Raw genomic sequence first — 21,490 nt, 5'->3', positions numbered from 1 at the left:
ACCCGCATGACATGAGCGAGAATCCCCGCATGGCGATGGCACGGCACTGGTACGCATCCGCCCCCGTCGTGGACGGACTGCCCCTGCTGGACGAACCGGGCTTCTGGGCGGCTCATCTCGCCGATCTCGGTGAAGGCTTCCCGGCAGACGCGTTCGGCGTCGACGCCGCGGATGCCGGTGCCGCTCTGGAGCTGCTGCACGACAGGTCGGCCTGGCCGATGTTCAGGGTGCCGCTGGCCGGCGGCTTTGCGATTCTCGTGCACTACAACAGCGGTGAGCACTTCACGACCACGGACTACTTCCTCACGCATAGGGACTGGCCGGACTCCCGAGCCCTCGTCCTCGCCAGCGACGATCAAGACCGCATCGGCCCCGGCCTGTGCTGGCCGGAGCTGGCTGCTCTCCTCACAGCCCCCGCGGGATCCACCGGAATCACGGACCCTCACGCCCGGCTGCTGCTCCTCCTGCCCGTACTGGGCGACACGGAGGCTCCGCCCGAGGCAGTGTCCGCGGTCGTCGAAGCACTGGTCGCCCAGGGAGCCCCGCCCGCCTGCGAGGCGCTGGCCCTGCGTTTGCTGGCGGGGCATCCCATGTGGGGCGCCGCGACGTGGACGTACGACGACGACGATGAGCAGAGCTGGATCTGCGACGGCGAACACAGCCCGCGGCAAGACCCGTTCGGGGAGCACCTGCCCGACGCGCAGCGGGCTTCGCTGGAGGCGGTGTTTGCCGGGCGTACGCCGGGATAGGTTCAGTGGCGGGTCCAGGTGGGGAGGCGTCAGGCCCAGTCGGACCCGGAGCTATCTGAGCCGCCTTCGGATCACCCGTTGTTGCCGCTGCCCTCCGCCGTGCCGCCTTTCCGTAGTCCGCACGCAGCTAGTAACTTCGCATGTGCGTACGAGCGCTTGTGGGGCGGAAGCTACGGGGGTTGCGGGATGGCGGGGAATCGTCCGGCGGATTGGCATGTCCTGGACTTGGACAGGGACCCGACTCCCGGCGATCCGGACCGTGTGCGGAACCTGGCGAAGAATCTGCACGATTTCGCCGACGACGTGTCGAAGGTCCTCCGCGACATCAAGGGGATGGCGGGCGAGGACGCCATCCTCACCTGGGCGGGCAAGACGGCTGAATCGTTCACGGCGGAGTTCGAGGACGCGCCGGGCAAGCTGAAGAAGCTCAAGAAGAGCTACGAGATGGCCGGCGACGCCCTCTCCACGTACTGGCCGGAGCTGGAACGCGCCCAGGCCCTTGCCGACAAGGCCCTGGTCAAGGGCCGTGAGGCGCAAGGGGACTTGTCCTCCGCGCAGACCCGGCTGACCTCCGCCGACTCGTGGATGGACAAGGCGGGCAAGGAGGCCGACAAGTACAAGGACGACAAAGACTCCGGCAAGGACGTCCCCAAGCCGGACCCGGACAAGGTCAAGGCCGCCACCCGCAACGCCAACTCCGCCGAGAAGGCCCAGACGGCTGCCAAGTCCGATGTCTCCGCCGCGAAAAGCAACCTCGACGCCGCCAAGAAGATGGCCGAGGACGCGCGCAAGATGCGCGAAGACGCCGCCGGGACCGCGAAGAAGAAGCTGGAGGACGCCTCCGACGCGGGTATTCAGAACCGCAAGTGGTGGGAGGAGGTCGGCGACTGGGTCACCGACAACTGGGACACCATCGTCGCCGTCTGCAAGGTCGTCGTCGCCGTACTCGGCGTCATCGCCATGATCATCGGCGGGCCGATCCTCGGCGCCATCGTCCTCATCGCCGCCCTCGTCGTCCTCGCCGACACCCTCAACAAATACGCCAACGGAGAAGCAGGCCTACTCGACGTCGCCTTCGCCGCCCTCGACTGCATCCCCGGCATGAAGGGCCTCACCTCCCTCCGCGGTCTCGCCAAGGGCGCGATGGGCCTCAAGGCCGGGATGAAGGGTCTGTCGCTCGGCGTCAAGGGCCTGGGGAAGGGCGCTCGTGCCATGGGGCGGCAGGTGAAGAAGCTCTTCACCTGCGGCGACCCGATCGACATAGCCACCGGCGACATGGTCATGTCCGCAACCGACGTTGAGCTGAGTGGCATGCTTCCTCTTGTGCTGGAGCGCCACTACCGCACGAGCGTCAGCAATGGCCGTCTCTTCGGGCGCAGTTGGACTTCCACTCTCGATCAACGGCTGCGACTTGAAGCCACGAGCGCACTGCTCGCCACCGCCGACGGGATGATCCTCGTCTATCCGGTGCCGGAACCGGACGTGCCTGTCCTCCCCGTGGAGGGCCCGGCCTGGCCGTTGTGCTGGGACGGCCACCCTGGTGGCACGCTCACCGTGGAGCAGCCCGAGACCGGCCTGAGGCTTCACTTCCGACCGTCGCAGGGGGGTTCCCCTGACGAGCTTCCGCTGGCCATGATCAGCGACCGAAACGACAACACCATCGAGGTCACATACGACACCGACGGACTGCCTGACGAGGTCACCCACCACGGTGGTTACCGCGTCGGCGTGACGTGCGCGGACGGGCGGGTCACAGAGCTATCCCTGCGCAGCCACCCCGAGCAGCCCACACTGGTTCGATTCGGGTACGACGAGCACGGACGCCTGGCCGAGGTGTACGACTCCTCCGGACAGCCGCAGAAGCTCTTCCACGACGACCAGCACCGCATCAACGGCTGGGAGGACCGCAACGGTGCGTGGTACCGGTACGAGTACGACCCCGATGGTCGTTGCGTGGCCACGCGCGGAGTGGACGGCCTGCTCAACAACACCTTCGACTATGACGACGAGGCACACGTCACGACCGTGGTCGATGCACTCGGATTCAGCACGCGCTTCCAGTTCAATGACTCCTACCAGCTTGTCGCCGAGACCGATCCCATGGGGAACACGGTGCTGCAGGAGTGGGACCACCGCGACCAGATGGTGTCCTGGACCGATGCGCTCGGCCGTACCCTCCGCATGGAGCGGGATGACATGGGCAACCTCACGAAGGTCCAGTTGCCCGACGGGGCCACCTCCAGAGTGAGTTACAACGACCTCAACTTGCCGGTGGAGCAGGTTTCCTATGACGGCACCACCGTGCGGCAGGAATGGGACGAGCGGGGCAACTGCATCTCGCTGACAGAGGCCGACGGGGCCACCACGCGGTTCACCCGTGGGGGAACAGGTGCTCTCACATCAGTGACCGACGCGTTGGGGGCGGTGTCCCGTTTCACGAACAACGAGGCCGGGCGGCAGCTCACCGCGACGGAACCACTGGGCGCGACGACCCGGTACGAGTACGACCCCTTCGGCCGCCAAACCGCCATCAGCGACCCCTTGGGCGCGACGACACGGCTCCTCTGGACCGTCGAAGGGCAGATGGCGGCCAGGACACATCCCGACGGTTCCATCGAGTCCTGGACGTACGACGGGGAGGGCAACTGGCTGACGCACACCGACGCACTCGGCCAGGTTACCCGCCACACCTATGGAGCCTTCGGGCTGTTGGTTTCCCGCACCACCCCGGATGGAGCCCGTTACACCTTTACCCACGATGCCGAGCTCAGGCTGATCCAGGTGATGGGGCCCGCGGGGCTCGCATGGGACTACGCGTACGACCCGGCAAGCAGACTCATATCGGAGTCCGACTTCGACGGCCGCACCATCGCCTACCAGTACGACGCAGCCGGACAACTCCTGAGTCGCACCAATGCCGTGGGGCAGACGACGACCTTCACCTATGACGTGGCGGGGAATCAGGTCGAGAAGTGCGTGGACGGCGTGACGACGGTCTACACGCACGATGCCGCGAGCCGTGTGCTGACGGCTGTCAGCCCCGATGCCACGCTCACGTACACGTACGATCAAGTGGGCCGCAAGACCACAGAGGCCGTCGACGGTCGCACACTGTCCACGTCGTACGACGCCCTGAGCCGTCCCACCCGACGTACCACCCCAGCGGGGGCCACCAGCACGTACCGCTATGACACGGCGGGGCGCCGCACGACGCTCACCGCCTCGGGCCATGCCCTGACGTCTGTGTACGACGACCTTGGGCGCGAGATCGCCCGCGGCATCGGGGGCACGGGCACCTCCCTCGCCCTGAGCTGGGATGCCGAGGGACGTCTCACCGAACAGGCGTTGACCGGCTCGGGAGGCTCACGGCCGCACTTGCGCCGGGCCTACGCCTACCGGGCCGACGGCAACGCCGTGTCGGTGGACGACTTCGCGACGGGCCGGCGGGAATTCGATCTCGACACGATGGGCCATGTCACGGCCGTGCGCGCCGACGGCTGGAGCGAGTCGTATGCCTACGACGCGTCGGGCAATCAGACGCGGGCCGCGTGGCCGGACGCGTTTCACGGCGCCGACGCCCGGGGCGATCGTTCCTACTCCGGCAGCCGTGTCACGCGTGCCGGCTCCGTCCACTACGAGTACGACGGCGCCGGACGTGTCGTATTGCGCCGCAAGACACGGCTGTCCCGCAAACCGGACATCTGGCGGTACAGCTGGGACGGTGAGGACCACCTCACTGCTGTCACCACCCCGGACGGCACCTGCTGGCGGTACGCGTATGACTCGCTTGGGCGTCGCGTCGCCAAGCGGCGGCTGGCCGCGGACGGGGAGACGGTCGTTGACGAGATCCGCTTTGTCTGGGACGGCCCGCACTTGGTGGAGCAGACGGCCTGGCCGTCGAACAGCCCCGACCAGTCGACGACGATCACATGGGATCGTGACGGCCTGATCCCGGTCGCCCAGACTGAACGGACGACGAGGGAAGGCGCACCCCAGGACGGCGCGAACCCAGGGGATGTCGACGAACGCTTCTTCGCCATCGTCACCGATCTCGTTGGCGCCCCGACCGAACTCGTCGACGAGGAAGGCATCATCGTCTGGCGGTCCGAGACCACGCTCTGGGGGCTCACCACGTGGAACGCGGACGCCAGTACCTCCACCCCTCTCCGATTCCCGGGCCAGTACTTCGACCCCGAGACCGAGCTGCACTACAACAACCTCCGTCACTACGACCCGACCACCGCGACCTACATCAGTCCGGACCCCTTGGGACTTGACGCGGGACCCAACCCACGTGCCTATGTGGCCAATCCCCAGCGTTGGACCGATTACTTGGGGCTTGTCTGCGATTCTGTGATCCTCGGCAGGAACCTGGCAGCGGACGGGCGTCCCGTGCTACCGGGTCAGGCCGCGGCGCATATTGTTCCCTCCGGAATCAAACGGCCGAAGTCCCTGGCGGTCGACAGTCGAGCCATATTGAAGCGGTACAACGTTGATATCAATGATGCGGCGAACGGGATACCTTTGGGTCATGCGAAGCCGCATAACTTTACACATCGGGACAAGTTCCTTATCAGGCTGAACCAGCATCTGGTGGACACGGAGGCAATCGGCTTGGCCCGTGGCCACAGTGTCGCTCAGATCGGTGCCTCGATCCGTCAGGAATTGCGGAGCATCGGTAAGCAGGTACAACATGAGCTCTCGCCCGGCCAGATGGTGAACGGTGCACCTTCACCCACCGCGACCTGGACGAGGCTGACACCCTGACGGAAAGTGGAAGGCAAGAGGTGGCAAGCGCATGACGACCGAAGGTCGAGAGGTTCCCATTTCCGTGTACCGACTGCTGCCAAGTATGCGGGAGTTCCAACTTCTTCGCTTCGATAGCTCCCTGGTAGATGTCATGCGCTGGCAGCTGAATGGCTCAGAGGGAGAACACCCCACTGATTTCGGTGTGGAGTGGACAGGTGACTCGCGTTGGCGTAAGAGTGACTTCCCCAATGGATCTCCTAGTGTGCCCACACTCAGTCGCCGTCTCGTTGACTGTCTGGGTGACGACCTCGCTGCGGCCGGCAGCCTCTTGCCGGTGCACTTCGAATCTCCCGAAAAAACCTCAAGGCCCCAGGCGCTCCAGGAGGATGAATACTTTCTCTACCTCGTGGAGCGCGCGGTCGACTGCCTCGACCTGCAGAGGTCTTCGCCTCCGGACCAGCTCGGTCGAATCCAGGAATCGGTGTTCCGCCCGGATGCCGTGCCCACGGAGCTCCCGGCGTTCAGGGCGACGCAATTTCCCACTGCGGTCTGCTGGAACGGCTGGATGGTGAAGCGCCTGACCGACCTCCTGGGGGATCAATTGGAGACTCGCCTCATCTGGTCGGAGGACCCGACGCTCACTCCGCACCCCAACCCCTGGGGATTCTGACGTGACTGTTTCCATGACATTCCTGGACCATATGCGTCGTGGGGCGAAGGAAATCCTGGATAGGTTTCCTGATGGTCTCAAGCCTGAGATCTATGTCGTCTCGTTCAACATCTGGCGTGTCAACTACGACCCCCGATTCCCGTTCCTGACCATCGGCTACAACACCGAGAGCGAGGTCCGCCGCGCACTGGACACGGAGTGTTCGTACGAGGGAGCGGCCCGGTGGGAGTATTCCTATTGGCTGTTGGAGGGATTCGAAAAGCTCGGGCGCGTTCCCGAGGATCCGGTCGGTGGTGAGCTCTACGTTGAAGAGATGAGGAAGAGGGGGATTTGGTACGACGGCGAGGCTGGGCCCCTTGAGCGACCGCAAGTCGAGGTCGGGGTGGAGGACATGCGGGATTCTGTGGACGAGCGGCTTGTTCTTGATTTCGATGAAGTGTGCATCGGCCTTGCCCGTCATCTGCATGACAGTGGTCAACTCGACGCCGCACTCGGCAGGGCAGTGCCGATTGTCGTCTTCGACATGGACCGTCCTGAGTGGGAGATCGAGGCGACAGAGGCAGCCAATCCTCCGAGCCTGATCGCTGAGTTCTCAGCCCATGTCGGTGGTTCGTGACGAGTAACGCAGGCGGGAGAGCCCAGGCCCTGGAGGGGCGGCCCCGGATCCCCCGCCCGCGCCCGTGATCCAGCGCGCGGGATCAGCCTCGGCTCAGCGGCGGTTCATCGCCCGCTTGATCTTCTTCCCCGCCGCCGACTCATCCAGCGTCTTCCACAGCTTCGACGAGCTTGTGGATGCGTACACGCCCGGAGCGCCCTGCGCCCCGCAGCCGTCGCCGTACGAGACGACGCCTATCTGGATCGGGGCCCTGCGGCCGGGGACGTTGCGGAAGATGGGGCCGCCGCTGTCGCCCTGGCAGGAGTCCTTCGTCTCTACTCCCGCGCAGAAGTTGACCTTTGAGTTGTACTCGGCGTAACTCGTCCCGCATTCCGCGTGCGAGAGGATCGGGACCTTTACCTCGCGGAGGCGGTCCGGGGTGTTGGGGAGTTCCGTGTCCGTGTTTCCCCAGCCCGCGACCGTTGCCTTCTGGCCCGGGCGGATCAGGGCGTCCGTGCCCTGCGTGGGGAGGGCGATCGGGGAGATGCCCCGCACCGGCTTGCTGAGTTGGATGAACGCTACGTCGTACGCCTCCTGGCCCTTCAGGTAGCGGGGGTGCACGACCACGCCGCCCTTGGCCACGTTGCGTATCTGGCCCTGGCCGGCCTTCGAGAGGACCGTGCGGCCCACCGCCACCTGGAGCTTCTTCGGCTTCAGGGGCTTGCCCGCGTCGTCCACCAGGCAGTGTGCCGCCGTCATGACCGTGTCCGCCGTCACGAGGCTGCCGCCGCAGAACTGGCGGTCGAGCGCGCTGCCGGAGCCCTTGTCCATCACCGCCGCCATGAACGGGTAGGCGTCGTTGGAGACTTCGGTGCCGCCGATGATCGCGTGCGCGGCGGGGGTGGTGGTGGCCAGCATGGCGAGCGTCGCCGTGGCCACGCCGGCTGCCGCCATGGTCTTGCGGGGCGCCGGTCGTGCGGTACGTCGTACGCGCGAAGAGTGCGAAGAGTGCGAAGAGCGCGAAGGACGCGAAGGACGCGAGGGAAAGGAAAGTCTCATGGGGGTTGAATTTCTCTTCCGTGTCGAACAAGCAGGATTCTGTTGTGCGGTACGCCGCCGACCCACGCGTTGTCGCTGCTGCGGGGCGTGGCGTGGCGTGCCGGACTGTGAGACGGGGGAGGGTGGGTGCGGGTTCATTGGAGGGCTGCGGGATGTCGAGAGAGGCAGGGCGGGCCGATGCGCCGAAACGCTTGGAACCGACACCACCCCTGACCGGGGCGTGGATCGACGCCTGGATTTCCCGTGTGCGGGCATCCCTTGCCGCCCACCTCGCCGACTTCGAGGCCCGGTTCGGATATCCGCCCGACTCCAACTCGATTGAATCTGCCGAAGGGTTCGGTGGAGCGGAATGGTTCGATGTCGCCGCCGCTCTGCCCGCCGCTCTGCCCGCCGCTCTGCCCGGCGATCTCCTGCTCCTCTATCGCCATGTGAGCCAACTCAGCCTGCCGGACGTCGGAGTCGGGCTATTTGTGCACTCCCTTCCACAGACCGTGGCCGGGCTTCGTGGGGACTTGCCCACGCGGATCGTCGGCGCTGTTGAGGGCTCTGCTGTCGCGGACCCCGTCGTCGAGGACCCCGTCGTCGTCTTCGGATCCGACGGCGGCGGGGCGCTCTTCGCGCTCAGTCGTACGGATGGGGCGACCGTGTACCGCCTTCCGCCGGGGCGGGTCGAGGGCAGCGTCTATCACTGCGGGGCCGCAGCGGCCGAGGGAGCCGAGGCTCTGGCCGCGAGCCTGCAGGGGTTCCTTGCTCACGTCGAGACCCGCGTCGAGCGTGAGCTGTTGGCCGAACTCCGCCCAACCGGGAACCACCCCCGCCCCTCCCGGCGTCATCCGTGCGGCTGAACGATCAGCTGCTCATCGGTCACCGCCGGGTTGGTGTTCCTCATCACCGCCCCCTGCGGCGCCCGTTGCGCAAAGGGTGGATATTCGCGTACGCACATCCTCATCTCCTCCTCCGCATCCCGGAATGGGTGGGAACCATGGAGTACGGATTGCGTGTGGATAACGATGAGGGGTGCGGGCCGCAGCAGTCTTAACGCGCCTTGAGGGGCTTATGTGCTGCTGATACGGTGCGATGACTTGACACTGTGCCTGGGGCTGAATAGCCCGCCCGAGGCGGGCGAAGAGAGTCGCGAGTGTCTGAAAATGACCGAATCTTCTTGGGCGTGCGGGGAGCAGTTGCGTGAAGATCCAAGAGCGTACGGGGGCGGGCAACAACCGTTCCGCCGCGCCGGTTCAGCCAGCGGTCGGTGAGCGCCTTCCCGCGCCGCCTCGCGAGCGCAAACCGGCACTCGCGGCCCTGGCCGTTCTGCTCATCCTCGTCGGCGCCCTCGGTGCCACCGTCCTCGTGCTGCGCGCGGGAGAGCGTGTAGAGGTCGTGAAGGTGACGGCGGAGATCCCGGCGGGGGAGTCCGTGAGCGACAGCAACATCACCTCCGTCATGGTCGCCGACGACGCGAGCATCAACTACGTGAAGTGGTCTCAGGTCGACGGGCTGAGGAAGCTCAAGGCCACCAACACCATTCCCAAGGGCGCCGTGGCCGTCGGCGAGATGTTCTCCAGCAAGAGCGGACTGCCCGCGGGCAAGTCGGCCGTCGGCGTCTCCCTCAAGGAGGGGCAGTACCCCGCGTCCGGCCTGAAGTCCGGCGACAGCGTGGACGTCTACCAGGTCGGCGACTCCGCCTCCTCCGGCTCCGACAAGGAGACGGGCGGCTCCGCCGGAACGGGCGCGAGTGACTCGCCCATCGTCTCGGCCGCCCAGGTCCGCACCGTCGCGGACAAGAGCGACGCCACCGTGAGCACCGGCGCCCTCGGCGTCACGCTCCTGGTCGACACCGCCGACGCCGCCGCCGTCACCAGGGCCGCTTCCGCCGGCGCGGTCGCTCTCGTCCAAGTGTCTCCCAACGGCAACTAGAGGCGAGTAGAAGAGACATGGCGCTCATTGCTCTCGCTGCCGACAAGGGGTCTCCCGGAGTCACCACCGCGGCCGTCGCGCTCGCAGCCGTCTGGCCGCGGCGCGTGCTGGTCGCGGAGACCGACCCCGCGGGCGGCGACCTGGTCTACCGCAGTGCCGCCGCGCACGGCGGACCGCTCAACCCCAACACCGGGATGCTCAGCATCGCGGCCACCGCACGCCGCGGCCTCGTGCCCGACCAACTCTGGGACCACACCCAGCCGTTGAGCGGGGGACTTGAGGTGCTCGTCGGGCTCGGTGTGGCCGAGCAGGCCGCCGGGCTCGCGGGGCTCTGGCCGACCCTCGGCCGTGCCTTCTCGCAGCTCGCCGACTCCCCGCACGCGCCCGCAGATGTCATTGCCGACTGTGGTCGTATCAGTGGGGACACTCCCGCCGTCGAGCTCTTCCCGCAGGCGGCCCTCGTGCTGCTGGTCTCGCGGACCGAGCCCGAGGCCATCGCGCGCGTGCGCGACCGTGCCGCCGCCCTCGCCGCCAAGCTGCACGGCGGATCGCGGGGGGCCGCCTCGCTGGCGACCCCGCTCATCGGCGTACTCCTGATCGCCGACCCCTCGACGTCCGCCAAGCTCGTCCACCAGGTCAACGACATGCTGATGGCCGCGCAGACCGGCGCCCGCGTCGTCGGCACGCTCGCCGAGGACCCGGCGGGTGCCGAGCAGTTGGCGGGCCGCAAGCGCGGCCGTCTCGACAAGTCGATGCTGATCCGCTCGGCCCGCAAGGTGACCGTCGACCTGTACCAGCAGTACGGCGCCGCCTGGGCCAACCCGGCCGCGGGCGCGCAGGGCATGCAGGGCACGCACGGGGCGGGCCGATGAGCGTTCCCGTCGATCACCAGCTCGTGAAGCGGTTCCGGCAGGACGCCGGTGACCGCATCGCCGAGCAGCGCCGCCTGGACCAGGTCTCGGGCGTCACCCCCATGTCGGGCGAGGACGAGCGGCAGTACGCCCGTGCCGTCATCGCCCAGATCCTGGAGGAGTACGCCCGGATAGAGATCAACGCCGGGCGCACCCCGCTGGACGCCGACACCGAGGAGAAGTACGCGGCCGCCGTGCACGCGGCGCTCTTCGGCGTCGGACGGCTCCAGCCGCTGCTCGACGACCCCGAGGTCGAGAACATCGACATCAACGGGTACGACCAGGTCTTCGTCGGATACGCCGACGGGCGCGAGACCAAGGGCGACCCGGTCGCCGAGACCGACGAGGAGCTCATCGAGCTCATCCAGATCCTCGGCGCGTACTCCGGTCTCTCCTCGCGCCCCTTCGACTCCGCGAACCCGCAGCTCGACCTCCGGCTGCCCGACGGCTCGCGTCTGTCGGCCGTCATGGACGTCACGCGGCGCCCCGCGCTCTCCATCCGACGTGCCCGCATGGGCAAGGTCTTCATGTCGGACCTGGTGGGCAACGGCACGGTGACACCCGAGGTGGCGCACTTCATGGCGTGCGCGGTGCGGGCCCGCAAGAACATCATGATCGCGGGCGCGACGAACGCCGGAAAGACCACGCTCCTTCGCGCGCTCGCCAACGAGATCCCGCCGCACGAGCGCCTGGTGACCGTCGAGCGAGCCCTGGAGCTCGGCCTCGACCAGTACGCCGATCTGCACCCGAACGTCGTCGCCTTCGAGGAGCGCCTGCCCAACTCCGAGGGCCAGGGCCAGATTTCGATGGCGGAGCTCGTGCGCCGTTCGCTGCGCATGAACCCCTCGCGGGTCATCGTCGGTGAGGTGCTCGGCGACGAGATCGTGACGATGCTGAACGCGATGTCGCAGGGCAACGACGGCTCGCTCTCCACGATCCACGCCAACAGCTCGAGTGAGGTCTTCAACCGCATCTCGACGTACGCCCTCCAGGCCACCGAGCGGCTGCCCATCGAGGCGAGCCAGATGCTCGTGGCCGGAGCCGTCAACTTCGTCGTCTTCATCCAGCGGCGCAACAACTACCAGACCGGCGGCAAGCTCCAGCGCATGGTGACCTCGGTCCGCGAGGTCAACGGCGTCGACGGCCGCGTCCTGTCCAGCGAGGTCTTCGCGGAGGCCGCCAACGGGCAGGTCGTCGCGCACGCGCCGATCGCCTGCATGGACGACCTGGCCGTCTTCGGCTACCGCCCCGCCGGGCAATGGGGGTGAGCACGACATGAACTCACTCGGCTCGATGGGCGGCCTTTTCTCGCTGCCCGTCCTGTACGCACTGGGCTGCGGCCTCGCGGTCGGCGGTGGCCTCGCGGTCCTCGCGATCGCGCTGCGCGGTCTGCCGGTGAAGCCCGAGCACGAGAAGCAGAAGGCCAGCGAGCGGATGAGCGAGCTGATCCGCTTCGCGGGCCAGCGCGGCTCGCTCGCGATCGGTGTCGGCCTGGTGGTGCTTCTCCTCACCCGCTGGGCGGTGGCGGGCATCGCGTCCGGCATCCTCGTCTTCTTCTGGGACAAGCTGTTCGGCGGAGCGGCGGAGGAGCGGTCGCAGATGCGCCGCGTCGAGGCCCTCGCCGCCTGGACGGAGTCCCTGCGCGACACGATCGCGGGCGCGGTCGGCCTGGAGCAGGCGATCCCCGCCTCGGCACGGGCGGCGGCTCCCGTCCTGCGCCCCCACCTGGACGCCCTGGTGGACCGGTTGCGTGCGCGTACGCCGCTGCCCGAGGCCCTTCAGGTCCTCGCCGACGAGATCGACGACGCGTCGGCGGACATCATCGTGGCGGCCCTGATCCTGAACGCGAAGCTGCGTGGACCCGGCCTGCGCCAGGTCCTCGGCGCTCTGGCCAAGTCGGCCCGCGAAGAGGTCGACATGCGCCAGCGCGTGATGGCGCAGCGGGCGTCGACGCGGCGGTCGGTACAGATCGTGGTCGCGGTGTCGATCGCGTTCGTACTCGGCCTCTCGATCTTCAACCGCGACTTCGTCGCGCCGTACGGCACGGCGGTCGGCCAGCTCGTCCTGGCGTGCGTCTGCGGTCTGTTCGCGCTCGGGTTCTGGTGGCTGCGGAAGCTGTCGACGGTGGAGACGCCGGACCGGTTCCTGGTCAGGGACGAGCCCGGGGTGCAGTTCGTGCGGCCGCGGGGGCCGGGGAGTGCCCCTGCTGCGGGTGAGCAGGCGCCGCTGAACGGTCCGTCGGGTCCGTACGGCCAGCCGCAGCCGGGTGCGGGGCAGCCGGGGCCGGGTCAGCCGGGTCAGCCGGGCTTCTCGAATTCTGAGGGGGTACGTCGATGAGCCTGACGATGCCGATAGTGATCGGCGCCATCATGGGCCTTGGCATCTACGCCCTCGTCCGTGCGCTGATGCCCTCCAAGCGCAGCGCGGTCGCCACGGTCGCGCGGATCGACGCCATGCGGGCCCGGGGCGCGGCGTACGAATCGCATCGCGCCTCGTCCGACGAGAGCCAGGGCAATGCGGGTCGGCTCGGGTCGGCCCGTACCCGGGTGGGCATGCGAGTCGCCGACTTCTACCTCCAGCAGGGCTGGGAACAGCGCTCGCTGCGGGCCGACTTGGCGGTGCTCGACCGGAGCTGGGAGAAGTTCCTGGCGACGAAGACGCTGCTTGCGGCCGCGGGTGTGTTCTTCGGCCCGTTCCTGTTCGCCGTCATCTGGACCCTGGGCATGGGCAGCAGCCCGATCATCCCGGTCTGGCTGGCCCTCATGTTCGGTGCTCTCTTCTTCTTCCTGCCCGATCTCGAAGTGCGGCGGGACGCGGCGAACAAGCGGCGCGACCTGCGCCGCGTCATCGGTGCCTATCTGGACCTGGTGTCGATGAGCCTGGCGGGCGGGCGTGGTCTTCCCGAGGCCTTGATGGCGGCGGCGGAGATCTCGGACGGATGGGCGACGCGGCGCATCCGAGCGGCCCTCGCGGACGCGCGCATCACCGGCATCAGTCAGTGGCAGGCGCTCGGCGCCCTCGGCGAACAGCTGGGCGTCGAGGAGCTCAAGGACCTGTCGGCGTCCCTGGCGCTTGTGGCGGACGACGGCGCCAAGGTGCGCGAGTCGCTCGCCTCCCGCGCCGAGACGATGCGCCACCGCGAGATGGCCGAGATCGAGGGCAGCGCGGGCGAGAAGTCCCAGTCGATGCTCGTCGCCCAGCTGTTGCTGTGTGCGGGCTTCCTGGTCTTCCTCATCTTCCCGGCGGCGATGCGCGTGTTCCAGGTCTAGCAATCTTTACGGCGATGGACGGGCCGGCCGACACGGCGGCGGCCCGAGACCCTTCCCCCCACTCCTGAAAGGACAACTCACCATGAACGGACGGAACTTCAGTACCGGCAACCCCGGTCTGGACCTCGTGATCACCTTCCTGCAGGGCCGCGTGCAGCGTGCCCGCTCCGGCGAGCTCGACCGTGGTGCGTCCGCGGTCGAGTGGGTCATCATCTCCGCGGTCGTCGTGGCGATCGTCGGCGTGGTCGCCGCGATCATCAACGAGGCGCTCGGCTCGGGTGCCAAGAAGGTCGGCGAGTGCATCAAGGGCGCGGACGCCGGCAGCACCTGCTGACCAGCAGCACCTGCTGATCAATCGGTTATCGGGGAACGAAGGCGGGGACGAGTGCGCGGGTGCGTGAAGCGATGGGTGCGCCGCAGGGTGGAGGCAGTCTCCACCCGCGGTGAATCCGGCATGACCGCGATCGAGTTCGTGCTGCTCACTCCGGTCCTCTTCTTCATGATCTTCGCGACGGTGCAGTTCGCGCTGTACTTCTTCGCGGATCATGTCGCCCAGGCCGCGGCGCAGGCGGGTGCGCGCAAGGCCCGCGCGACGGCCGACGAGAACCCGGGCGGCTGGCGTGGCGACGCGCGCGACGTGGTCGACGACTACATCCAGCAGCTCGGACCGCAGTTGGTGATCGGCCCCGACGTGAAGACGCTGGAGCCGAAGGCGAACACGGTCGGGGTGGAGATCACCGCGAACGTGCCCTCGGTCTTCCCGGGCCTCGACCTGACGGTGCACGCGCAGTCGTCCGGGCCGGTGGAGCGGTTCGTGGAGGACGGTGAGGGCGGCTGATGAGGAACGTATGGGCACGTGCTCTTCGCCGACACCGCGCGCTCGGTCGCGAACTCAGGACGGATGACCGAGGGCTCTCGACCATCGAGGTGGTCATCCTCGCCCCGGTGATGATCCTCTTCATCCTGGTCCTGGTGGCCTTCGGCCAGCTCGTCGACGGCCGGGGGGCCATCGACGGAGCGGCGCGGGACGCCGCGCGTGCGGGCTCGATCCAGAAGGACCAGGCCACGGCGATGGCGGAGGCGAAGGCGGCCGCGGAGGCGGACCTCGCGGACGTCTGCTCGGGACCGGTCAGCGTCAACAAGACGAGTGCGGGCTTCGAGGCCGAGGTCGACCCCTTCTTCACGGTCGAAGTGAGCTGCGAGGTAAGGGGATTGGACATGATCGGCGTGGACGTCCCGACGACGCTGAAGGCGAGCTTCAGCTCCTCGCTCGACCCGCTGCGGAGGTCGGTGTGAGAAGGGCCGCCCCACGTCTGCACCCAGGTCTACGTGACTGGACCACATCCCGCCGCGAGCGCCTCGACGACCGCGGCTCGGGCGCCGGAGCCGTCATCATCTTCGCGCTCGTCTTCCTCTCGCTCTCGGCCTTCGTCATCGACGGCGGCCTGTCGATCTCCAAGCGGGAGCGAGCCGCCGACATAGCGGAACAGGCAGCGCGCTACGCGGCACAGGACATCGACCGCGAGGGCATCTACGAGGGCGCCAAGGGCGCACCCATCAACTACGAGAACTGCGGCGCACGGGCGCAGACGTTCGCCCGGGAACTGGGCATGAGCGGCCCGGACGTGGCGGCGACGCACTGCGTGACGGCGAACGCGAACCAGGTCGAGGTCGAGGTACAGATGACCTACAGCCCGGTGTTCGTCGGGATGTTCTACGGCGGGGACGTGACGGTGCGGGGGCGGGCGGTCGCGGAGAACGAGGTCGGCTGAGCCGGGGGCCACGTCCTCCGTGCTCTCCGTGCTCTCTGCACTCCCCGCGCTCCTTCACTCCGGCTTCCACTGGGTGGCTGCCGCCAGGTAGGTCCGGGGGATTGCCGTTCCCCCGGTGGTGGTGCTGAAGGCGCCGCTTTCGTCGCCGGAGCGGATGCCATGGGCGGTCTCGGAGCGCTGTCCACATGAGGGGTCATCCCACTCATCCGACTTTCACTCTGCGGAGCTTCGATCTTGCGGTGACCTTCGGTGGGGGCGTGGGGTTTTACCGCCTGTTCCCCTTTGCGGGAGGTACAGGAGGTAGGGCCGGGTGCGTACGAGGGTTGGATTGCCGTGGGTGTGTGCTGTCGCGCTGTTGGTGGTGGGGTGCGGCGGGGGAGCGGAGCCGCAGGGCTCCGACGAGATCCCGGGCGTGGGCCAGGGGGCGGAGAAAGCGCCGACCAAGGCGTCCGCCGCCCCCGGCGACGGGATCGCGCGCCCCAGGATCACACTCCCGGAAGGCGATCAACTCGTCTTCGATCCGCAGGAGACGGGCGATGCGAGGACGGACGCGGTACTGCGTGACAACGCCGAGTACTTGCGTGCCGTGGACGAGGCGATCGGCGATCAGAAGCCGAAGTCCAAGGCGGTGGCCTTCTACAGCAAGGGCTCGGCCTACCTGGACTCGGTGGAATGGATCGGCGGCTTCGTCAAGGAAGGCAACACGGTGACGGGGACGGTGCGCTACGTCGATCGGCGGGTCACGTTCGGCGAAGACGGTTCAGTCGGGCTCACGTACTGCGGGGACGAGTCCAAGGGGTACACCAAGGACCTCAAGACGAAGAAGACCAACGTCACCCCGGTCACCGAGGATTCGTACGTCTTCTACAACGACCGGCTGAGGAAGAACGCCAAGGGCGTGTGGCAGGTCACCAAGAGCGTTTCGGAGCGAGGCAGCAAGGCCTGCCGCCCATGAACGGTCACCGCGCCGCAGCCGTCGCGCTCACCATCTGCACCACATTGCTGATCTCGTCGCAGGCGGCGGCACCGTCGGCCTGGGCCGATCGCACCAGTCACGGAGGAGCCGGCAGCGAGGTGAAAGGCGGTGCGAGCGGCCGCGTCATCACCGCGCAGACCCGTGTGCGGACCTCGGTTCACGGCGGTGGCACGGACCACGCCTCCGCCACCGGCTCGCCCTCCCCGGTCGGTGTGGCCTGGACGCCTCCTGCCTGCTGGTACGAGCCCGCCTTCTCGCCGAAGGAGATCGAGAGCACCGTCAAGGCGTGGCGGGCCTTCGGGGTGAATGCTCCGCTTGTCGGCGGGATCGGACACGTCATCAGCGCCGCGCTGGAGCACCGCTACAAGGACGGCCACCCCTACAAGAACTACAACCTCTCCAAGCAAGGAGAGGGAATTTTCTGGGCGTCGGTGATCAACCCGAACCGGCAGGACGACCCCGAGGCGACGTCGTGCGACCGGCAGCCCTTCTGGGTGGACGAGGGGCAGACCCCGGCCGAGCCCATGGCGGCCTCGCCGGAGATCCTCGCCCAGTACGCGTACGACGAACTCCCCGTCCCCGGAACGGAGATCAAGATGGCCCCGAGGGCCAGGTCCACGGTGAACCTGCCGACCTGGGTCTGGCTGGACGAGGGCAGGTTCAAGAAGATCTCCGTCACCGCGAGCCTGCCCGGCACGGGCCTCTCGGCGACGACGACGGCCGAGCCCGAGTCCCTGCACATCGACCCCGGCACACCTGACGCGACCCGCTTCCCCGCGTCGGGCGGCTGCGCGCCCCGCAAGGGCGGCGGCATCGGTGAGCCGTACGCGCGGGGCAAGGCGGAGACGGCGCCGCCGTGCGGGGTGACGTACTTGCGCTCCACGGCAGCAAACGAGACGTACGCCCTCCGGGCCACCCTCACCTGGAAGATCCGCTGGTCCAGCAGCACGGGGGAGGGCGGCGGGCTGCCGTCCGGCTCCTTCGGAGCGACCCAGCGGATCCCCGTACAGGAGATCCAGTCAGTGAACCGCTGACCCCACCGCTCAAGTCCGGGAGCCGCAGGAGCCCTCCATGGCCGACAAGCTCAAGACCGACGGCGACGAACTCGCCCACTTCATGAAGCTGTTGAACAGATCCGCCGACTCCCTGAAGGGCCTCCGCAAGGCCCTGAGCAACGCGACCATCACCGGCCTCGGCACCGACGATCTCGACTGTGCCTGCGAGGACTTCCAGTCGGACTGGAAGTACGGGGCGGAGGAGATCGGGGCGCAGACCGAGGACCTCGCGAAGATCATCGGCCAGAGCAAGGACAGCTACGAGGAGGTCGACAAGGCCCTGGCGGAGGCGCTGGAGAAGGCGAGGAGGGGCAAAGGATGACGTACGCACCGGGGCAGGAGACGCCGCACCCGCCCGCCTCGTCGAACCACGGCACCCTGGACGACCTGACCAAGCCCCAGGGCCTGAAGTCCGCGCCCCACATCCCGAACCCCGCCTACCCGGCGCTGGGCTTCAACCCCGTACCCGGTAGTCCCGACACCGTGCGCTCCCTGCACAAGAAGCTGGCGAGCTGCGCCAAGGTCCTGGACGACACCCACGGCCAGGTCACCAAGCTCATGGCCGGCAGCTACTGGGAGGGCGACGCGGCGGTCGCCTTCCGCGAGCAGATCGACGGGGGTCCGCTGCCCCTAAACCTCAAGAACGCGGCGCACTCGCTGACGAAGGCGGCCAAGCAGCTTTGGCGTTGGCACGACGAGCTCGACGAGTTCCAACGGCGCGCGCGGCTCCTGAACGAGGACGCGAAGGACGCCAGGGCCGCGGTGGAGGCGGCGCAGGGGCGGGTCTCCGAGGTCCCGGACGGGGCTGATGACCGCAAGGCCGCCCTGAAGCGAGCCAACGACAAGGCCGACGAAGCCAGGGCCGAGCTCGACCGCATCCTCGGCAAGGCGCGGCGGCTGGCCTCGGAGCACGAGGAGAAGGCGGGCCACAGGGCACGCAAGATCCGCGACGCGACACGGAAGCTGGCCCCCAAGGAGCCGGGTCTCTTCGAGGAGATCGGCGAGTGGCTGACGGAGAACCTGCCGGACATCCTCAGCTTCGTGGCGGGGGTGGTGGGGTTGGTCGCGCTGTTCGTGGTCACGGGTGGGGTTGCGGCTGCGGTTCTGTTGTTGGTGGCGGGGGCGTTGAGTGCGGGGGCAGTCGCGTTGCGGGTCTCGGATCCGGCGGTGCGGCAATCCCTTTGGGACGGCGTCACCAAGTCAGAGATGGACTCCGACTTCTGGAGCAATGCCGTCGGGGTGACGAGCGATGTGGTCGGCATGGCACCTGGGCTCAGCGCCGTGGTCAAGGGAGGTGCTGGTGCTGTACGCAGCCTCAGCGGAGGGGCTGAAGTCGTCACCCTCGGGCAGCGGCTGACCACCGTCGGGACCAAGACCGTGGACGAGGCACGTGCCATCTCCCGTCTGGGCAACCCGTTCCTGGAGTTCACCGTGCGCGGCGCAGCGGATGCCGAGAAGGCCGGGAGTGTCGTCGAGGTGACGTCCGGTTCGCTCGGTGTGGCCACAGCGGGTTACGGGCTGGCCGCCGGCGCTGCGGAGGCACTCGAAAGCGACACGGCCGCGGGTGGTACCACCGGGGTGGACGGTGTGCGGCTCGGCCTCGACAGCGGCGGACTCATCGATCTCGCCCGCCATGCCTTTCCCTGACCAACTCCCCCTGAAGAGAGACATCTCCGATGAACCTCACGGATCACTCCACAGCCTGGGACCATCCACCGACACGTCGAGCCTGGTTCCAGCACATGGTCATGAACGTCGTCGGCCTTCTCGGCTGGATCGGCGGGTGGATTGCGCTTCTCGGCATCTCCACGAACACGCCCAACTGGGTTGTGTGGATCTTCATGCCGTACTTCCTCTACGCGCCCTACCGTGTCTACCTCCAGCTCAAGGGGTACTTCCCCGCAGCCGTACGCATGCAGCGGATCTTGTGGCAGTACCCCTGGCAGGTCCTCGCCGACGTTCCCCGTGGCCTGGCGAAGCATCCTGAGGCCCAGGACGACGGAATGTGGTTCGAGCTCCGCAACCCGGAGAACCCGGAGGAAAAGATCCCTTTGGTGTTCCTCGTCCATGGCCGTCAGTACTGGTGGCTCAGGCGGATCGGCGGTCCTCGTACCGACCCGCGGCTGAAGGCCGAGATCGAACCCCTCTGGTTTGCCGGAGACCCACGCTTTCTTGCCGTGGTCGCCGCACCGGGGCGCAACGCCAAGGCCCCCAAGCGCATGCACGTGCTCTATCAGCGAACCGCCCTCAACAGGCGTGCAGACACCGCTGGATGGGACGTGAGCCCCGCAGCTCTTGAGCGTGCGCGCCGCGCCGGGGCCAGGCTGCCCGACCCGGTCCCGCACCCTCGCAACTCGCGGAACCGCGACCCTGAACAGGCTGATCAGAACAACTCATGAACAAGGTCCCCCACTTCACGCTCCACGATTCCGTCCATGCCCATGACACGGCGATCTGGTTCGCGCTCCCCGCTGGCTTCACCCACGTCCCGATCGCCGAGCTTCTCGCCTCCCCCGGCACCGCCGCCGCAAGCCAGCGCCACGTCGCCATTGCCCGACTCCTCGAGGCGGCTCCGAACTCCACGACCCGGCAGGCTCTCACCGCCCAACTGGCCACAGCCCAACAACTCCTGCTGGCCCTACGGGAAGTCGGCACAGTCCACAGCTCAATCGGACTGCACCGTGATGACACGGAGAACGGCGACGGCAGTCCTCTTCTCTCCCTCTTCACGATCACCTGGCGAGACACGGCGTGGTCCCCGCGCTCCTTCGCCGCCGCCCGGGCCGTAGCCACCGCCGCCCACCACACCCGCATCGAGTACGCCGACCTGGCGTGCGGCCCGGTCACCCTCAGCGAAACCCTCCGGGCCCCGGCCCCCGCGGCCGGCCTACCACCGAGCCGAGGACCCTTGCTCCAGCTCCACGCCCACCTTCCGCATCCGACGGGCAAGCGCTTGGCGGTCCTCACTCTGAGCACGGCGGCCGCGGCGCGCCGCGAGGAGTACCGGGCGCTGCTGCGTCAGATCACGGAACTCGTCAGCTTCGAGAGTCCACTTGAGGGTGGATCAAGCAAGACGTGACCCCCGGATGGTGGGGGCTGGGGGGGAGGGGATTGGAGGAGTGGGACGGACGCCTGAGAGGGCGGCCTGCTAGTCGCCCTCTCCCTTGCCCTTCCCCTTGCCGCCCTTCTCCTTCACACCTTCGGAGACATCCTTCGCCAGCTTGTCGTCCAGCTTCTTGAACTCCCGTACGACCGCGTCGGACATGTCCGCCAGCGCGGTCAGCTGCTGGGTGATGTCCTCGCGGCCGTCCTCCCAGTTGGACTCGAAGTCCTCGAGCGCGTCGTACACGCCGCCGTCGCCGATGTCGTCCTTGTAGGACTCGAAGGTCTTCTTCGTGCGGTTCATCCTGTCCTTGACGGACCGGAGCCTGCTCCCGTAGTCCTCAAGGTCGCTCAGCGGAAGCGCGAGGTCGCTCTTGCCCTTACCGGCCATGGTCATGTCCCCCTTGCGTAGCTCTCCGCGTCCCGCTGCCGGGAAGCGACGATATCGCGTGGCCCGTGAGGCGTGAGCTGCCTGCTGTTCCTGTCCGCCCCGTCAACAGTCAAACCCCGCGGGTGAATCTCGGTCAACGCCATTCCTCGGGGTCGAGAGCAGCCGCGACGAAACCGTCCCCTGTCGTGACCAGCAGGTCGGGCTGGTCCACTCCTGAATTCGCTCGGTCCGTCCCCTGGCAGAGGACCGATACGAGCAAGGGGAAATATGAGGGG

At 67.8% G+C, this 21,490-nt stretch carries 22 protein-coding genes; 20 read left to right on the top strand and 2 right to left on the bottom strand.

The features are described from left to right. The first annotated feature begins 11 nt into the window (after positions 1-11). The 4 genes from M4V62_RS18980 to M4V62_RS18965 all read left to right on the top strand — a co-directional run bounded on the left by M4V62_RS18980 (position 12) and on the right by M4V62_RS18965 (position 6,784). Positions 12-749 (top strand): hypothetical protein, encoded by a 738-nt coding sequence (locus tag M4V62_RS18980; RefSeq protein WP_249588437.1) that lies wholly within the window; start codon positions 12-14, stop codon positions 747-749. Positions 750-767: 18 nt separating this feature from the next. Next, a complete protein-coding gene (locus M4V62_RS18975) occupies positions 768-5,516 on the top strand; it encodes a DUF6531 domain-containing protein (RefSeq protein WP_249588436.1) in 4,749 nt (1,582 codons plus the stop codon). A 316-nt stretch (positions 5,517-5,832) separates the two neighbouring features. Further along, the gene (locus M4V62_RS18970) at positions 5,833-6,168 is read left to right on the top strand and encodes a hypothetical protein (protein ID WP_249588435.1); all 336 of its coding nucleotides are present in this window, start codon (positions 5,833-5,835) and stop codon (positions 6,166-6,168) included. Between the two features lies 1 nt (position 6,169). Then, positions 6,170-6,784, top strand: a complete 615-nt coding sequence (locus M4V62_RS18965) for a hypothetical protein (RefSeq protein ID WP_249588434.1) — start codon at positions 6,170-6,172, stop codon at positions 6,782-6,784. A gap of 93 nt (positions 6,785-6,877) precedes the next feature. Here M4V62_RS18965 and M4V62_RS18960 read toward each other — a convergent pair whose 3' ends face one another. Further along, complete coding sequence (locus M4V62_RS18960) at positions 6,878-7,717, bottom strand: S1 family peptidase (RefSeq protein WP_249588433.1); 840 nt, start codon at positions 7,715-7,717, stop codon at positions 6,878-6,880. A gap of 350 nt (positions 7,718-8,067) precedes the next feature. Here M4V62_RS18960 and M4V62_RS18955 point away from each other — a divergent pair, with 350 nt between their 5' ends. From M4V62_RS18955 to M4V62_RS18880, 16 genes are all read left to right on the top strand, one after another. Continuing rightward, positions 8,068-8,667: a hypothetical protein gene (locus M4V62_RS18955; RefSeq protein ID WP_249588432.1), complete on the top strand. Its 600-nt coding sequence runs from the start codon at positions 8,068-8,070 to the stop codon at positions 8,665-8,667. Positions 8,668-9,007: 340 nt separating this feature from the next. After that, positions 9,008-9,739 carry an RcpC/CpaB family pilus assembly protein gene (locus M4V62_RS18950; RefSeq protein WP_249588431.1) on the top strand — a complete coding sequence of 244 codons (732 nt, stop codon included), beginning with the start codon at positions 9,008-9,010 and terminating at the stop codon, positions 9,737-9,739. A gap of 17 nt (positions 9,740-9,756) precedes the next feature. Beyond that, positions 9,757-10,611: a hypothetical protein gene (locus M4V62_RS18945; protein ID WP_249588430.1), complete on the top strand. Its 855-nt coding sequence runs from the start codon at positions 9,757-9,759 to the stop codon at positions 10,609-10,611. Beyond that, positions 10,608-11,918, top strand: coding sequence for a TadA family conjugal transfer-associated ATPase (locus M4V62_RS18940; protein WP_249588429.1), 1,311 nt, complete (start codon positions 10,608-10,610; stop codon positions 11,916-11,918). The genes M4V62_RS18945 and M4V62_RS18940 overlap by 4 nt, the downstream gene beginning before the upstream one ends. Positions 11,919-11,925: 7 nt before the next feature. Continuing rightward, the gene (locus tag M4V62_RS18935; protein WP_249588428.1) at positions 11,926-12,987 is read left to right on the top strand and encodes a type II secretion system F family protein; all 1,062 of its coding nucleotides are present in this window, start codon (positions 11,926-11,928) and stop codon (positions 12,985-12,987) included. Further along, entirely contained in the window at positions 12,984-13,919 is a 936-nt protein-coding gene (locus M4V62_RS18930; protein WP_249588427.1) for a type II secretion system F family protein, read from the top strand. Before M4V62_RS18935 ends, M4V62_RS18930 begins: the two co-directional genes overlap by 4 nt. Before the next feature lie 82 nt (positions 13,920-14,001). Further along, positions 14,002-14,253, top strand: coding sequence for a hypothetical protein (locus M4V62_RS18925; protein WP_249588426.1), 252 nt, complete (start codon positions 14,002-14,004; stop codon positions 14,251-14,253). Positions 14,254-14,373: 120 nt separating this feature from the next. Continuing rightward, a complete protein-coding gene (locus tag M4V62_RS18920; protein ID WP_425575240.1) occupies positions 14,374-14,757 on the top strand; it encodes a TadE family protein in 384 nt (127 codons plus the stop codon). Then, positions 14,757-15,215: a TadE/TadG family type IV pilus assembly protein gene (locus tag M4V62_RS18915; RefSeq protein ID WP_249588424.1), complete on the top strand. Its 459-nt coding sequence runs from the start codon at positions 14,757-14,759 to the stop codon at positions 15,213-15,215. The genes M4V62_RS18920 and M4V62_RS18915 overlap by 1 nt, the downstream gene beginning before the upstream one ends. Further along, positions 15,212-15,691 carry a Tad domain-containing protein gene (locus M4V62_RS18910; protein ID WP_425575241.1) on the top strand — a complete coding sequence of 160 codons (480 nt, stop codon included), beginning with the start codon at positions 15,212-15,214 and terminating at the stop codon, positions 15,689-15,691. Before M4V62_RS18915 ends, M4V62_RS18910 begins: the two co-directional genes overlap by 4 nt. Positions 15,692-16,028: 337 nt before the next feature. Continuing rightward, positions 16,029-16,646 (top strand): hypothetical protein, encoded by a 618-nt coding sequence (locus M4V62_RS18905; RefSeq protein WP_249588423.1) that lies wholly within the window; start codon positions 16,029-16,031, stop codon positions 16,644-16,646. Beyond that, positions 16,643-17,701, top strand: a complete 1,059-nt coding sequence (locus M4V62_RS18900) for a hypothetical protein (protein ID WP_249588422.1) — start codon at positions 16,643-16,645, stop codon at positions 17,699-17,701. Before M4V62_RS18905 ends, M4V62_RS18900 begins: the two co-directional genes overlap by 4 nt. Before the next feature lie 37 nt (positions 17,702-17,738). Further along, positions 17,739-18,044, top strand: a complete 306-nt coding sequence (locus M4V62_RS18895; RefSeq protein WP_249588421.1) for a DUF6317 family protein — start codon at positions 17,739-17,741, stop codon at positions 18,042-18,044. After that, entirely contained in the window at positions 18,041-19,369 is a 1,329-nt protein-coding gene (locus M4V62_RS18890; RefSeq protein WP_249588420.1) for a putative T7SS-secreted protein, read from the top strand. Before M4V62_RS18895 ends, M4V62_RS18890 begins: the two co-directional genes overlap by 4 nt. A 101-nt stretch (positions 19,370-19,470) precedes the next feature. Beyond that, the gene (locus tag M4V62_RS18885) at positions 19,471-20,121 is read left to right on the top strand and encodes a hypothetical protein (protein ID WP_249588419.1); all 651 of its coding nucleotides are present in this window, start codon (positions 19,471-19,473) and stop codon (positions 20,119-20,121) included. Beyond that, entirely contained in the window at positions 20,118-20,801 is a 684-nt protein-coding gene (locus M4V62_RS18880) for a hypothetical protein (RefSeq protein ID WP_249588418.1), read from the top strand. Before M4V62_RS18885 ends, M4V62_RS18880 begins: the two co-directional genes overlap by 4 nt. A gap of 69 nt (positions 20,802-20,870) precedes the next feature. On the opposite strand, the gene M4V62_RS18875 is transcribed toward M4V62_RS18880, so the two are convergent. Beyond that, positions 20,871-21,221, bottom strand: coding sequence for a hypothetical protein (locus M4V62_RS18875; RefSeq protein WP_249588417.1), 351 nt, complete (start codon positions 21,219-21,221; stop codon positions 20,871-20,873). Between the last annotated feature and the right edge of the window lie 269 nt (positions 21,222-21,490).

This window comes from Streptomyces durmitorensis (assembly GCF_023498005.1).
Lineage (GTDB): Bacteria > Actinomycetota > Actinomycetes > Streptomycetales > Streptomycetaceae > Streptomyces > Streptomyces durmitorensis.
Note: the sequence above shows the minus strand (reverse complement) of the source record. Positions and strands in the feature narration are given on the sequence as shown.

Bases quoted from the DNA above. Each gene is read 5' to 3' on its own strand.
- M4V62_RS18980 (WP_249588437.1), top strand. From the start codon at position 12: ATGAGCGAGAATCCCCGCATGGCGATGGCACGGCACTGGTACGCATCC.
- M4V62_RS18960 (WP_249588433.1), bottom strand. From the start codon at position 7,717: ATGGCGGCAGCCGGCGTGGCCACGGCGACGCTCGCCATGCTGGCCACC.
- M4V62_RS18945 (WP_249588430.1), top strand. From the start codon at position 9,757: ATGGCGCTCATTGCTCTCGCTGCCGACAAGGGGTCTCCCGGAGTCACC.
- M4V62_RS18940 (WP_249588429.1), top strand. From the start codon at position 10,608: ATGAGCGTTCCCGTCGATCACCAGCTCGTGAAGCGGTTCCGGCAGGAC.
- M4V62_RS18935 (WP_249588428.1), top strand. From the start codon at position 11,926: ATGAACTCACTCGGCTCGATGGGCGGCCTTTTCTCGCTGCCCGTCCTG.
- M4V62_RS18930 (WP_249588427.1), top strand. From the start codon at position 12,984: ATGAGCCTGACGATGCCGATAGTGATCGGCGCCATCATGGGCCTTGGC.
- M4V62_RS18925 (WP_249588426.1), top strand. From the start codon at position 14,002: ATGAACGGACGGAACTTCAGTACCGGCAACCCCGGTCTGGACCTCGTG.
- M4V62_RS18920 (WP_425575240.1), top strand. From the start codon at position 14,374: ATGACCGCGATCGAGTTCGTGCTGCTCACTCCGGTCCTCTTCTTCATG.
- M4V62_RS18915 (WP_249588424.1), top strand. From the start codon at position 14,757: ATGAGGAACGTATGGGCACGTGCTCTTCGCCGACACCGCGCGCTCGGT.
- M4V62_RS18900 (WP_249588422.1), top strand. From the start codon at position 16,643: ATGAACGGTCACCGCGCCGCAGCCGTCGCGCTCACCATCTGCACCACA.
- M4V62_RS18895 (WP_249588421.1), top strand. From the start codon at position 17,739: ATGGCCGACAAGCTCAAGACCGACGGCGACGAACTCGCCCACTTCATG.
- M4V62_RS18890 (WP_249588420.1), top strand. From the start codon at position 18,041: ATGACGTACGCACCGGGGCAGGAGACGCCGCACCCGCCCGCCTCGTCG.
- M4V62_RS18885 (WP_249588419.1), top strand. From the start codon at position 19,471: ATGAACGTCGTCGGCCTTCTCGGCTGGATCGGCGGGTGGATTGCGCTT.
- M4V62_RS18880 (WP_249588418.1), top strand. From the start codon at position 20,118: ATGAACAAGGTCCCCCACTTCACGCTCCACGATTCCGTCCATGCCCAT.
- M4V62_RS18875 (WP_249588417.1), bottom strand. From the start codon at position 21,221: ATGACCATGGCCGGTAAGGGCAAGAGCGACCTCGCGCTTCCGCTGAGC.